A 12487-nucleotide genomic window follows, 5' to 3' on the forward strand; every position below is an offset into this window, starting at 1 on the left:
CTTCAGTGCTTACAGGCGGAACTCGTGGCCCAGATACACTTCCTTGACCAGATCGTTGGCCAGGATGGTGTCGGAGTCACCTTCGGCGATCAGTTGGCCATCGTTGACGATGTAGGCGGTTTCACAGATATCCAGCGTTTCACGGACGTTGTGGTCGGTGATCAGCACGCCAATGCCCTTGGCCTTGAGGTGATGAATGATCTGCTTGATATCGCCTACCGAAATCGGGTCCACGCCGGCGAAAGGTTCGTCGAGGAGAATGAATTTCGGGTTGGTGGCCAATGCCCGGGCGATTTCCACGCGACGACGCTCACCACCGGACAGGCTCATGCCGAGGTTGTCGCGGATGTGGCTGATGTGGAATTCCTGCAGCAGGCTTTCCAGTTCCTGTCGACGGCCGGCCTTGTCGAGTTCCTTGCGGGTCTCGAGGATGGCCATGATGTTGTCGGCCACCGACAGTTTGCGGAAGATCGACGCTTCTTGCGGAAGATAGCCGATACCCGCCTTCGCACGACCATGCATCGGCTGGTGGCTGACGTCCAGGTCGTCGATCAGTACGCGACCCTGATCGGCCTGTACCAGGCCGACGATCATGTAGAAGCAGGTGGTCTTGCCGGCGCCGTTGGGGCCAAGCAGGCCGACGATCTGACCGCTGTCGATGGACAGGCTGACGTCACGCACGACCTGGCGGCTCTTGTAGCTCTTGGCCAGATGCTGAGCTTTCAGAGTTGCCATTACTGGGCCTTTTGCTCGTCGGTTTTCTTTTTCGGCTGGATCACCATGTCGACGCGCGGACGCGACTCGGTCACCTTGCTACCCGTGGCGCGACCAGCGCTGGCCAGTTTCTTCTGGGTGTCGTAGACGATTTTCTCGCCCTGGGTGACGTTGTTGTCCTTGTCGATGACTTTGGCGCGGTCGATCAGCACCACGCGATTTTGCGAGGCGTGGTACTGGATGGTTACGCCGTAGCCCTGCACGGGTTTGGTGTCGCCCGCGGTTTGCAGTTGCTCGAAGTAGGCCAGGTTGCCCACCGATGTCACCACGTCGATGTCGCCATTCGGAGCGCGGGTCATGGTCACTTTGTTGCCGGTGACCTTCATCGAACCCTGGGTGATGATGACATCGCCCGTGTAGGTGGCAATACCGTTCTTGTCGTCCAGTTGGGCGTCGTCGGCCTGGATGCGAATAGGCTGCTGTTGATCGTCCGGCAGAGCCCAGGCGCTCACGCTTCCCAGTGCAGCGCTCAGACTGAGCAAAATAGGGAGGGTTTTAACGAGCCTCATACTGTCCTCTTACGTTCGATAGCAGGTGTATCCTGCTTTCTTTCAAATACGCTTTCATTCCCTTGCCAGTCGATACACCGCCAGCGCCGTCGATTCTAACGGGTTGCTCGGTCTGCGCATATTGCTGCTGCGGGAACACCGTCATACGAGTGGTGGTGATCAGGGTTCTGCGGTTTTTCTCATCGAAGCGGGTGATGCGTACCGAGTCGATCAGTTCGACCTGGGTGCCGTCTGGATTGACTTCACCCTTATCGCTCTGGACATGCCATGGAAACTGCGTGCCGCGGAACATGTTCAGGTCCGGATTGGTCAGTAGCGTTACTTCAGTCGCTTTCAGGTGCTCGACCTTGTCCGAAGTCATTTCATACTGCAACTTGCCATCGGGCAGGAACTGCACGCTATGGGCATTGATGGCGTAGTAATCAATTGCGCTGTTATCGACCTGCACGACCGGCTTGTCGAGGAAGCGTTCCGGACTGATGTTCCAATAGCCGACCGCGGCGAAAATCGCCGTGATGCAGCCGAACAGCAGTATGTTGCGTATTTTTTTGCTCAGCATGTTTGGCTCACAGGTACGCGGCGTTGGCCGCATCGAGGCGGCCCTGGGCGCGCAGGATCAGTTCGCAGAATTCACGGGCGGCACCTTCTCCACCGCGGGCCATCGTGACGCCGTGGGCGTGCTCGCGCACGAAGCTGGCGGCATTGGCCACAGCCATGCCCAAACCGACGCGGCGAATCACCGGCAGGTCCGGCAGGTCGTCACCGAGGTAGGCGACCTGTTCATAGCTTAAGCCTAATTGCTCAAGAAGACCGTCGAGAACCACCAGTTTGTCTTCGCGCCCCTGGAACAGATGAGGAATGCCGAGGTTTTTTGCCCGACGTTCGACCACCGGGGTCTTGCGGCCGCTGATGATGGCGGTCTGTACGCCGGCGTTCATCAGCATTTTGATGCCTTGCCCGTCGAGCGTATTGAATGTCTTGAATTCACTGCCGTCTTCAAGGAAATACAGGCGACCGTCGGTGAGAACGCCGTCGACGTCGAAAACCGCCAGTTTGATTGCCTGGCCGCGTTGCAACAGGTCGGTACTCATTACATTACCCCCGCGCGCAGCAAGTCGTGCATGTTCAAGGCGCCGACCGGACGGTCTTCGTCGTCAACCACGACCAGTGCGTTGATCTTGTGGTCTTCCATGATTTTCAGGGCCTCGGCGGCGAGCATTTCGGCGCGGGCAGTCTTGCCGTGGGCGGTCATGACCTGATCGATCGTGACGCTATGGATGTCGATGCTGCGGTCCAGGGTGCGGCGCAAATCACCGTCGGTAAAGATCCCGGCCAGTTTGCCATTGGTTTCAAGGATCACCGTCATGCCCAGACCCTTGCGGGTCATTTCCATCAATGCATCCTTGAGCAGGGTGCCGCGCTGGACCTGTGGGAGCTCCTGACCGGCGTGCATGACGTTGTCCACTTTCAGCAGCAGGCGTCGGCCCAGGGCGCCGCCCGGGTGCGAGAACGCGAAATCTTCAGCGGTAAAGCCGCGGGCTTCAAGCAAGGCAACGGCCAGGGCATCGCCCATGACCAGTGCGGCGGTCGTCGATGAAGTCGGCGCCAGGTTCAGCGGGCAGGCTTCGTGCTCGACGTGAACATTCAGGTTCACCTCGGCGGCCTTGGCCAGCGGCGAGTCAGGGTTGCCGGTCATGCTGATCAGCTGGATGCCCAGGCGCTTGATCAGTGGCAGCAGGGTGACGATTTCATTGGTCGAGCCGGAGTTCGACAGCGCGAGAATGATGTCGTCCCGGGTGATCATGCCCATGTCGCCATGGCTGGCTTCGGCGGGGTGGACAAAAAATGCCGTGGTGCCGGTGCTGGCCAGGGTGGCGGCGATCTTGTTGCCGATGTGCCCCGACTTGCCCATGCCGACCACGACTACGCGGCCTTTGCTGGCCAGAATCATCTCGCAGGCGCGTACGAAATCCGCATCGATTTGTGGCAGCAAGCCTTGTACGGCTTCCACTTCGAGGCGAATGGTGCGTTGGGCGGATTGAATCAGGTCGCTGGATTGGCTCATGTCAGAAATCGTTTAGCCTGATGAAAAGGCGGCGATTATAGCGGTTATGATCGAAACCCTCACGCAAGTTCGTCGCGCATTGTCATTCCTTGTTACTCAATCCCTCTAAATGACGCGTCATGGCGGGCATGTGACCGAATATGGCCCGGCTTTGGCCTTGGGCGCGTGACCATTGCAGTGATATAGTTCGCCGCCAGTTCGGCCCGCCCGAGAGGCATGTGCTTTCGTCAGAAAGTCAGGCGTCCGAGTGAGAGGCTGCATCGCAAGGAGTTTAGATGAGTGCCGATAACGCCTACGCGGTCGAGCTGAAGGGACTGACCTTCAAGCGCGGTGCGCGCAGCATTTTCAATAACGTCGATATCCGTATTCCCCGCGGCAAGGTCACCGGCATCATGGGACCTTCCGGGTGTGGCAAGACTACGCTGTTGCGGTTGATGGGCGCACAATTGCGGCCCAATAGCGGCGAAGTCTGGGTCAATGGGCAGAACCTGCCGACGTTGTCGCGCAGCGATCTGTTCGATGCCCGCAAGCACATGGGCGTGCTGTTCCAGAGTGGCGCACTGTTTACCGATCTCGATGTATTCGAGAACGTGGCTTTTCCACTGCGCGTTCACACCGAGCTGCCGGAAGAAATGATCCGGGATATCGTCCTGCTCAAATTGCAGGCCGTAGGTTTGCGCGGTGCCATCGACCTGATGCCCGACGAACTGTCCGGCGGCATGAAGCGTCGTGTCGCGCTGGCGCGGGCCATTGCGCTCGATCCCCAGATTCTCATGTATGACGAGCCCTTCGTTGGCCAGGACCCGATCGCCATGGGCGTATTGGTGCGCCTGATCCGCTTGCTCAATGATGCCTTGGGCATCACCAGTATCGTGGTTTCCCACGACCTGGCCGAAACCGCGAGCATTGCCGACTACATCTATGTAGTGGGCGACGGGCAGGTGCTGGGGCAGGGCACGCCGGACGAACTGATGAACTCGGACGACCCGCGTATCCGTCAATTCATGACCGGTGAACCCGATGGTCCGGTCGCGTACCACTTTCCAGCGACGGATTACCGCGCAGATCTTCTGGGGAAGCGTTGATGCGCAAGATTTCACTATTGGAACGAGTGCGCCGGTTCGGCCACGCCGGCATCGATGTGCTGGCGGTGTTCGGGCGCTCGACGCTGTTTCTGTTTCACGCACTGCTGGGTCGCGGCGGTATCGGCGGCGGTTTCGGTCTGCTGGTCAAGCAACTGCATTCGGTAGGCGTGATGTCCCTGGTGATCATTGTGGTCTCCGGGGTGTTCATCGGTATGGTGCTGGCGCTGCAAGGCTTCAACATTTTGTCCAGCTACGGCTCGGAGCAGGCGGTAGGGCAGATGGTCGCGCTGACGCTTTTGCGTGAGCTGGGGCCGGTCGTGACCGCGTTGCTGTTTGCCGGGCGTGCCGGTTCGGCGCTGACAGCCGAGATCGGCAACATGAAATCCACCGAACAGCTTTCCAGCCTGGAAATGATCGGTGTCGACCCGCTCAAGTACATCATTGCCCCGCGCCTGTGGGCCGGCTTCATTTCCCTGCCGGTGCTGGCGATGATTTTCAGCGTGGTGGGCATCTGGGGTGGTTCGTGGGTGGCTGTCGACTGGCTGGGTGTCTACGAGGGCTCCTACTGGTCGAACATGCAGAACAGTGTGACCTTCACTGACGATGTGCTCAACGGCATCATCAAAAGCATCGTATTTGCCTTCGTCGTGACCTGGATCGCCGTATTCCAAGGCTATGACTGCGAGCCCACTTCCGAGGGAATCAGTCGCGCCACTACCAAGACCGTGGTCTATGCCTCGTTGGCAGTCCTCGGTCTGGACTTTATTCTGACCGCCTTGATGTTTGGAGATTTCTGATGCAAAACCGCACCCTGGAAATCGGTGTCGGCCTTTTCTTGCTGGCTGGCATCCTGGCTTTGTTGCTGCTGGCATTGCGGGTCAGTGGCCTGTCCCCGAGCCCGAGCACCGACACCTATAAACTTTATGCGTATTTCGACAATATCGCCGGTTTGACGGTCAGAGCTAAAGTGACCATGGCCGGTGTCACTATCGGCAAGGTCACAGCGATCGATCTGGACCGCGACAGTTTCACCGGTCGGGTGACCATGCAGCTGGAAAAGCGTGTAGATAATCTGCCGGCGGATTCCACTGCATCTATCCTGACCGCTGGCCTGTTGGGCGAGAAGTACATCGGTATCAGCGTGGGCGGGGAAGAAGCGTTGCTCAAGGATGGCGGGACCATCCATGACACGCAGTCGTCGCTGGTGCTCGAGGACTTGATCGGGAAGTTCCTTCTCAACACCGTTAGCAAAGACCCCAAATGAGGAATTTGTAAATGATCTCTACCTTGCGACGTGGCCTGTTGATATTGCTCGCGGCCGTGCCGTTGATGGCTAACGCCGTGGCGGCCCCTTCCGCGCATGACCTTGTCCAGGACACCACCAATCGGATGCTGGCCGACCTGGCCGCCAACAAAGAGAAATACAAGCAAGATCCGCAAGACTTCTATAACGCGCTGAACACGATTGTCGGGCCTGTTGTCGATGCCGAGGGCATCTCCAAAAGCATCATGACGGTCAAGTACTCGCGCAAAGCCACGCCTGCACAGATGAAGACCTTCGAAGAGAACTTCAAGAAAGGTCTGTTCCAGTTCTATGGCAACGCCTTGCTGGAGTACAACAACCAGGGCATCACCGTTGACGCTCCCAAGGAGGAGTCCGGGGACCGCACCAGTGTCGGCATGACGGTCAAGGGCAGCAGCGGTGCGATCTACCCAGTGTCCTACACCCTCGAAAAAATCAATGGCGAATGGAAACTGCGTAACGTCATCATCAACGGCATCAACATCGGCAAGCTGTTCCGCGATCAGTTCGCCGATGCAATGCAGCGCAATGGCAACGATCTGGACAAGACCATCAATGGTTGGGCCGGGGAAGTCGCCAAGGCCAAGGAAACTGCCGAACAATCGTCCGAGAAGCAAACTCAATGAGTGAGTCGGCAGTCCGGATGGACGAAGCCGGCGAGCTGCGGCTCAGCGGCGTGCTGGACTACCGCACCGGCCCGGCCTTGCGTCAGCAGGGGCAGGCGCTGATCAAGGCCAGCAAGGCGGCGACAGTGGTGGTCGATTGTTCGGCGGTAGAAAAATCCAGCAGCGTCGGTTTGTCGTTGCTGCTGTGTTTCATGCGCGACGCACAGGCTGCCGGCAAGGCGCTGAGCATCCGCGCAATGCCGGAAGACATGCGTGAAATCGCTCAGGTCAGCGAGCTGACCGAGCTGTTGGCGCATCCCTAACCCGCATCTATAAAGAAGCCCCCCGTCAGAGTCCTGCTCCGCGGGGTTCGCAGGCGCGGGGCTTTTTTGTATGATGTCCGACCCGCGCGCACAGGGCGCCGATTGAGGTTGAGCATGCAGGCCGTAGAAGTGAAGAGCTTCCTTGAAGGAAAGCTGCCCGGAACAAAGGTTGAAGTCGAGGGCGAAGGCTGCAATTTCCAGCTGAACGTGATTAGCGATGAACTGGCGGCGTTGAGCCCGGTGAAGCGTCAGCAGCAGATCTATGCCCATTTGAACCCATGGATCACCGATGGCAGCATCCATGCGGTCACTATGAAATTTTTCAGCAGCGCGGCCTGGGCCGAGCGCACCTGAGCCCAAGGGCGTCGAGATTCTTATGGATAAATTGATTATTACTGGCGGTGCTCGTCTTGACGGCGAAATCCGCATCTCCGGGGCAAAGAACTCTGCCCTGCCGATCCTGGCTGCCACGCTGCTGTGCGATGGCCCGGTCACCGTTGCCAACCTGCCGCACCTGCACGACATCACCACCATGATCGAGCTGTTCGGTCGCATGGGCATCGAGCCGGTGATCGACGAGAAGCTGGCAGTCGAGATCGACCCTCGCACCATCAAGACCCTGATCGCTCCGTACGAACTGGTTAAAACCATGCGTGCGTCGATTCTGGTACTGGGACCGATGGTTGCCCGTTTCGGCGAAGCCGAAGTTGCCCTGCCTGGCGGTTGCGCCATTGGCTCGCGTCCGGTTGACCTGCACATCCGTGGTCTTGAAGCCATGGGCGCGATCATCGACGTCGAAGGCGGCTACATCAAGGCCAAGGCGCCTGAAGGCGGCCTGCGCGGTGCGCACTTCTTCTTCGATACCGTCAGCGTGACCGGTACCGAGAACATCATGATGGCCGCCGCCCTGGCCAAGGGCCGCAGCGTTCTGGCCAACGCCGCGCGCGAGCCTGAAGTCGTCGACCTGGCAAACTTCCTGAATGCCATGGGTGCCAAGGTTTCCGGCGCCGGTACCGATACCATCACCATCGATGGCGTCGAGCGTCTGCACACCACCACTTACAAGGTGATGCCGGACCGTATCGAAACCGGTACTTACCTGGTTGCTGCTGCCGTGACCGGCGGGCGCGTGAAGGTCAAGGACACTGATCCGACCATCCTTGAAGCCGTGCTGGAAAAACTGCGCGAAGCGGGTGCCGAAATCACCTGCGGCGAAGACTGGATCGAGCTGAACATGCACGGCAAGCGGCCAAAAGCCGTCAACGTGCGGACCGCTCCGTACCCGGCGTTCCCGACCGACATGCAAGCGCAGTTCATCTCCCTCAACGCCATTGCCGAAGGCACCGGTGCTGTGATCGAGACGATCTTCGAAAACCGCTTCATGCACGTTTACGAACTGCACCGCATGGGCGCCAAGATCCAGGTCGAAGGCAACACCGCCATCGTCACCGGTACCGAAAAGCTCAAGGGCGCGCCAGTCATGGCTACCGACCTGCGCGCTTCGGCCAGCCTGGTGATCTCGGCACTGATTGCCGAAGGCGACACCCTCATCGATCGCATCTACCACATCGACCGTGGTTACGAGTGCATCGAAGAGAAACTGCAGATGCTGGGCGCCAAGATCCGTCGCGTTCCGGGCTAGTTCCTGCTGCAGGGGCATAAGGACATGCCCGTTGAATTGTTGAAGTCGAGCCGGTTTCCGGCTCGATGTGTGTCCGGCGCCGTTTGCGACCGGGCATGAGTACCTTGATAAGGACTGACGTTTCCCATGTTGACCATCGCACTGTCCAAGGGCCGCATCCTTGACGACACCCTGCCGCTTCTCGCTGAAGCGGGCATCGTGCCGACCGAGAATCCGGACAAGAGCCGCAAGCTGATCATTCCCACGACCCAGGAAGATGTACGCCTGCTGATCGTGCGTGCCACCGACGTGCCGACCTATGTCGAGCATGGTGCCGCCGACCTCGGTGTCGCCGGTAAAGACGTGCTGATGGAATACGGCGGCCAGGGCTTGTATGAGCCACTGGACCTGCAAATCGCCCAATGCAAGTTGATGACGGCTGGCAAGGTCGGCGCGGTCGAGCCCAAGGGCCGCCTGCGCATCGCCACCAAGTTCGTTAACGTTGCCAAGCGTTACTACGCCGAACAGGGTCGCCAGGTCGACATCATCAAGCTGTACGGTTCGATGGAACTGGCACCGCTGATCGGTCTTGCCGACAAGATCATCGACGTGGTCGACACCGGCAACACGCTGCGGGCCAATGGCCTGGAGCCACAGGATTTCATTGCGGCCATCAGCTCCCGTCTGATCGTCAACAAAGCTTCGATGAAAATGCAGCACGCCCGTATCCAGGCGTTGATCGACACCCTGCGCAAGGCAGTGGAGTCTCGACACCGCGGCTGATTCACCTGCGCGACGCTGAGTCGCGCCGTCTATCCGCCTCATAGCCAGAATTCTCAGGTGCCCAAGCGGATCGAATGTTAGCTTCGGGCGCCTGAGTTTTTTGCCATTCCTATGAGGCTCTCGCTATGACCGCACCGACTGCAATTCGCCGACTCAACGCTGCTGACCCGGATTTCGCGCATCATCTGGATCATCTGCTGAGCTGGGAAAGTGTGTCTGACGACTCGGTCAATCAGCGAGTGCTGGACATCATCAAGGCTGTGCGCGAGCGCGGTGACGCGGCGCTGGTGGACTTTACCCGCCAGTTCGACGGTTTGGACGTCAAGTCCATGGCCGACTTGATCCTGCCGCGTGAGCGCCTGGAGCTGGCATTGACCCGCATCTCCGTGGCGCAGCGCGAAGCGCTCGAAGTCGCTGCCGCCCGTGTGCGCAGTTACCACGAAAAGCAGAAACAGGACTCCTGGAGCTACACCGAGGCCGACGGCACGGTGTTGGGCCAGAAAGTCACGCCGCTGGATCGCGCTGGGCTGTACGTACCGGGCGGCAAGGCTTCTTATCCATCGTCGGTGCTGATGAACGCCATTCCGGCCAAGGTTGCCGGCGTGACCGAAGTGGTCATGGTGGTGCCAACCCCGCGTGGTGAGATCAACGAACTGGTGCTGGCCGCTGCCTGCATCGCCGGGGTCGACCGGGTCTTCACCATCGGCGGTGCGCAAGCCGTTGCGGCATTGGCCTACGGCACCGAAAGCGTGCCGAAGGTCGACAAGGTGGTCGGCCCGGGCAACATCTACGTCGCCACCGCCAAGCGCCACGTGTTCGGCCAGGTCGGTATCGACATGATCGCCGGTCCGTCGGAAATTCTTGTGGTGTGCGACGGTCAGACCGATCCGGACTGGATCGCCATGGACCTGTTCTCCCAGGCCGAGCACGACGAAGACGCCCAGGCGATTCTGGTCAGCCCGGATGCCGAGTTTCTCGACAAGGTCGCGGCCAGCATCGCCAAGCTGATGCCGACCATGGAACGCGCCACGATCATCGAAACCTCGATCAATGGCCGTGGTGCGTTGATCAAGGTGCGCGACATGGAACAAGCCATGGAAGTGGCCAACCGTATCGCGCCGGAGCACCTGGAGCTGTCGGTTGCCGATCCACAAGCCTGGTTGCCGCAGATTCGTCACGCCGGGGCGATTTTCATGGGCCGACACACGTCCGAAGCGCTGGGCGATTACTGCGCCGGCCCGAACCACGTGCTGCCGACTTCCGGTACTGCGCGCTTCTCGTCGCCGCTGGGTGTGTATGACTTCCAGAAACGTTCGTCGATCATCTTCTGCTCAGAACAGGGTGCTTCGGAACTCGGTAAAACCGCTTCCGTGCTGGCTCGTGGCGAGTCGCTGACCGCGCACGCCCGTAGCGCCGAATACCGCATCGTTGACGACAAGAAGGGGAACTGAGATGAGTAAATTCTGGAGCCCGTTCGTCAAGAATCTGGTGCCTTACGTGCCGGGCGAACAGCCAAAACTGGCGAAGCTGGTGAAGCTCAACACCAACGAAAACCCGTACGGTCCATCGCCCAAAGCCCTGGCAGCGATGCAGGCTGAGCTGAACGACAACCTGCGCCTGTACCCGGACCCCAACAGCGATCTGTTGAAGAATGCCGTGGCCAAATACTACGGCGTGCAGAGCAATCAGGTGTTTCTCGGTAACGGTTCCGATGAAGTGCTGGCGCACATCTTCCACGGTCTGCTGCAACACAATCAGCCATTGCTGTTCCCGGACATCAGCTACAGCTTTTACCCGGTCTACTGCGGGTTGTATGGCATCACGTTCGACGCCGTACCGCTGGACGAGCAGTTCCGGATCAACCCGGCGGACTATGCCAAACCGAACGGCGGGATCATCTTCCCCAACCCGAACGCGCCGACCGGTTGCCTGCTGGCACTTGAAGCGGTCGAGCAGATTCTCAAGGCGAATCCGGATTCGGTGGTGGTGGTCGATGAGGCGTACATCGACTTCGGCGGTGAAACCGCGATTGCGCTGGTGGACCGCTATCCAAATCTGCTGGTGACCCAGACCCTGTCCAAGTCCCGTTCCCTGGCGGGACTGCGGGTGGGTCTGGCAGTCGGCCATCCGGACCTGATCGAGGCGCTGGAGCGGATCAAGAACAGTTTCAACTCTTATCCGCTGGATCGCATGGCCAATGTCGGCGCCGCCGCCGCATTCGAGGACCGCGAGTATTTCGACAAGACGTGCCGATTGGTGATCGAGAATCGCCAGAAGGTTGTTGCGCAGTTGGAGGAGAAGGGTTTTGAGGTGCTGCCATCGGCGGCCAACTTCATTTTTGCCCGTCACCCGCAGCACGATGCGGCAGGGCTTGCGGCGAAGTTGCGTGAGCAAGGCGTGATCGTTCGGCACTTCAAGCAGGAGCGGATTGCGCAGTTCCTGCGGATCAGCATCGGTACGCCAGAGCAGAACCAGGCGCTGATCGACGGTTTAGGCGATCTCTAAACCGGCCCGGAATCTGTAGGAGCGAGGCTTGCCCGCGAAAAAGGACGACTCGGTAAAAAACGAATACCGAGCCATCGTCCTTCGCGTGCAAGCCTCGCTCTTCACTTAAGAGCACGTCAGCTCCCTCGCCACGGGTACAGTGTTCGTCCTTAAGTGAACAGCATTTCGCTCCTACAAGGTTTTATGGGTTACTCGTGATGCGGCTCGCCTAGGAACGTCAGCGAGCTGAACAGCCCGCGACTGTTCACGTCAGGGCTGTCTTTTACCGGCACTTCCATCTGCGCCGAAATCACGTTCAAGCCTTCATTGCGCACCACCACGTGTGCCCGACCCTGTGCATCGGTTTCGGTGCTCAAGGTATTCGGTGCGTTGCGATAGTCCCCCACCAACTTCACGCCCGCCGCCGGTTTGCCATCCAGCAATACTCGCACCGGCAATGATCCGCCCGGCCCTACAGTCAGCGGATCGACCTCAGGCAGAATCAGCAATTTCAGTTGATCAAGTTTGGGCAACTTCGCCCCCGGCTGATAAATCGCCAGGCTGTACTTGAACGTCTGGGTCGCCTCGATCGCCCCCGGTACCTTGCTGCGGCCTTCGTTGATCCATTTCTTGTCGCTGGTCTGCGACCACATGCCATTGTCGAGCGCCACCGCCATCACGGCGGGTGGTTTAAGTGGTTGCAGGCGTGCGTGATCGGGCAGCCGCTGTACCGTCACCGGAATCATTTTTCCATGGCCGTCATAAGCCCAGGCGCCGCTGATTTTTTGTGCCTTGAAAGCATTGTCTTCGGCGCCGTGACCGTAAATGACCTCGATGTTGCCTCGACGTTGTTCGGTCCACAGGCCGTGGGCCGAGACTTCTGTGGCAAACAGCAAGCCGAGCAGTGCCAGGGGTTTGAGTGGGTGCATGGGGAC

At 59.3% G+C, this 12487-nt stretch carries 16 protein-coding genes; 10 read left to right on the plus strand and 6 right to left on the minus strand.

Annotated elements, in window-relative coordinates; translation table 11 throughout:
- Positions 1–9 precede the first annotated feature (9 nt).
- Genes lptB through D8U18_RS11100 form a run of 5 tightly spaced genes read right to left on the minus strand, consistent with a single transcriptional unit; the run spans position 10 to position 3348 of the window.
- Positions 10–735 carry an LPS export ABC transporter ATP-binding protein gene (gene lptB, locus D8U18_RS11080; protein WP_131107618.1) on the minus strand — a complete coding sequence of 242 codons (726 nt, stop codon included), beginning with the start codon at positions 733–735 and terminating at the stop codon, positions 10–12.
- Positions 735–1283: a lipopolysaccharide transport periplasmic protein LptA gene (gene lptA, locus D8U18_RS11085; RefSeq protein ID WP_056855029.1), complete on the minus strand. Its 549-nt coding sequence runs from the start codon at positions 1281–1283 to the stop codon at positions 735–737. Before lptA ends, lptB begins: the two co-directional genes overlap by 1 nt.
- Positions 1270–1842, minus strand: coding sequence for an LPS export ABC transporter periplasmic protein LptC (lptC, locus tag D8U18_RS11090; protein WP_056855030.1), 573 nt, complete (start codon positions 1840–1842; stop codon positions 1270–1272). The genes lptA and lptC overlap by 14 nt, the downstream gene beginning before the upstream one ends.
- 7 nt (positions 1843–1849) lie before the next feature.
- Complete coding sequence (locus D8U18_RS11095; RefSeq protein ID WP_056855031.1) at positions 1850–2374, minus strand: HAD family hydrolase; 525 nt, start codon at positions 2372–2374, stop codon at positions 1850–1852.
- On the minus strand, positions 2374–3348 hold the full coding sequence (locus tag D8U18_RS11100) for a KpsF/GutQ family sugar-phosphate isomerase (protein WP_130906270.1): 975 nt from the start codon (positions 3346–3348) through the stop codon (positions 2374–2376). The genes D8U18_RS11095 and D8U18_RS11100 overlap by 1 nt, the downstream gene beginning before the upstream one ends.
- A 275-nt stretch (positions 3349–3623) precedes the next feature.
- Between D8U18_RS11100 and D8U18_RS11105 the strand changes: the two genes are divergently transcribed.
- The 10 genes from D8U18_RS11105 to hisC all read left to right on the plus strand — a co-directional run bounded on the left by D8U18_RS11105 (position 3624) and on the right by hisC (position 11573).
- Positions 3624–4433, plus strand: a complete 810-nt coding sequence (locus tag D8U18_RS11105) for an ATP-binding cassette domain-containing protein (protein WP_056855033.1) — start codon at positions 3624–3626, stop codon at positions 4431–4433.
- Positions 4433–5230 (plus strand): lipid asymmetry maintenance ABC transporter permease subunit MlaE, encoded by a 798-nt coding sequence (gene mlaE, locus D8U18_RS11110; protein ID WP_056855034.1) that lies wholly within the window; start codon positions 4433–4435, stop codon positions 5228–5230. The genes D8U18_RS11105 and mlaE overlap by 1 nt, the downstream gene beginning before the upstream one ends.
- On the plus strand, positions 5230–5697 hold the full coding sequence (gene mlaD / locus D8U18_RS11115) for an outer membrane lipid asymmetry maintenance protein MlaD (protein WP_056855035.1): 468 nt from the start codon (positions 5230–5232) through the stop codon (positions 5695–5697). Before mlaE ends, mlaD begins: the two co-directional genes overlap by 1 nt.
- A gap of 11 nt (positions 5698–5708) precedes the next feature.
- On the plus strand, positions 5709–6362 hold the full coding sequence (locus D8U18_RS11120; protein WP_056855036.1) for an ABC transporter substrate-binding protein: 654 nt from the start codon (positions 5709–5711) through the stop codon (positions 6360–6362).
- A complete protein-coding gene (locus tag D8U18_RS11125) occupies positions 6359–6664 on the plus strand; it encodes an STAS domain-containing protein (protein ID WP_056855037.1) in 306 nt (101 codons plus the stop codon). Before D8U18_RS11120 ends, D8U18_RS11125 begins: the two co-directional genes overlap by 4 nt.
- Positions 6665–6778: 114 nt before the next feature.
- Positions 6779–7018, plus strand: a complete 240-nt coding sequence (locus tag D8U18_RS11130; RefSeq protein ID WP_008054378.1) for a BolA family protein — start codon at positions 6779–6781, stop codon at positions 7016–7018.
- A gap of 22 nt (positions 7019–7040) precedes the next feature.
- Complete coding sequence (gene murA, locus D8U18_RS11135) at positions 7041–8306, plus strand: UDP-N-acetylglucosamine 1-carboxyvinyltransferase (RefSeq protein ID WP_056855038.1); 1266 nt, start codon at positions 7041–7043, stop codon at positions 8304–8306.
- 126 nt (positions 8307–8432) lie between these two features.
- Positions 8433–9068, plus strand: a complete 636-nt coding sequence (gene hisG / locus D8U18_RS11140) for an ATP phosphoribosyltransferase (RefSeq protein WP_008018703.1) — start codon at positions 8433–8435, stop codon at positions 9066–9068.
- Between the two features lie 125 nt (positions 9069–9193).
- Complete coding sequence (gene hisD, locus D8U18_RS11145) at positions 9194–10519, plus strand: histidinol dehydrogenase (protein ID WP_131107619.1); 1326 nt, start codon at positions 9194–9196, stop codon at positions 10517–10519.
- A 1-nt stretch (position 10520) separates the two neighbouring features.
- Positions 10521–11573, plus strand: a complete 1053-nt coding sequence (gene hisC, locus D8U18_RS11150) for a histidinol-phosphate transaminase (RefSeq protein ID WP_131107620.1) — start codon at positions 10521–10523, stop codon at positions 11571–11573.
- A 188-nt stretch (positions 11574–11761) separates the two neighbouring features.
- On the opposite strand, the gene D8U18_RS11155 is transcribed toward hisC, so the two are convergent.
- Positions 11762–12481 (minus strand): DUF4198 domain-containing protein, encoded by a 720-nt coding sequence (locus tag D8U18_RS11155; protein ID WP_130932402.1) that lies wholly within the window; start codon positions 12479–12481, stop codon positions 11762–11764.
- Positions 12482–12487: the final 6 nt, after the last annotated feature.

Source organism: Pseudomonas sp. Sample_10, from assembly GCF_004321495.1.
Classification (GTDB): domain Bacteria; phylum Pseudomonadota; class Gammaproteobacteria; order Pseudomonadales; family Pseudomonadaceae; genus Aquipseudomonas.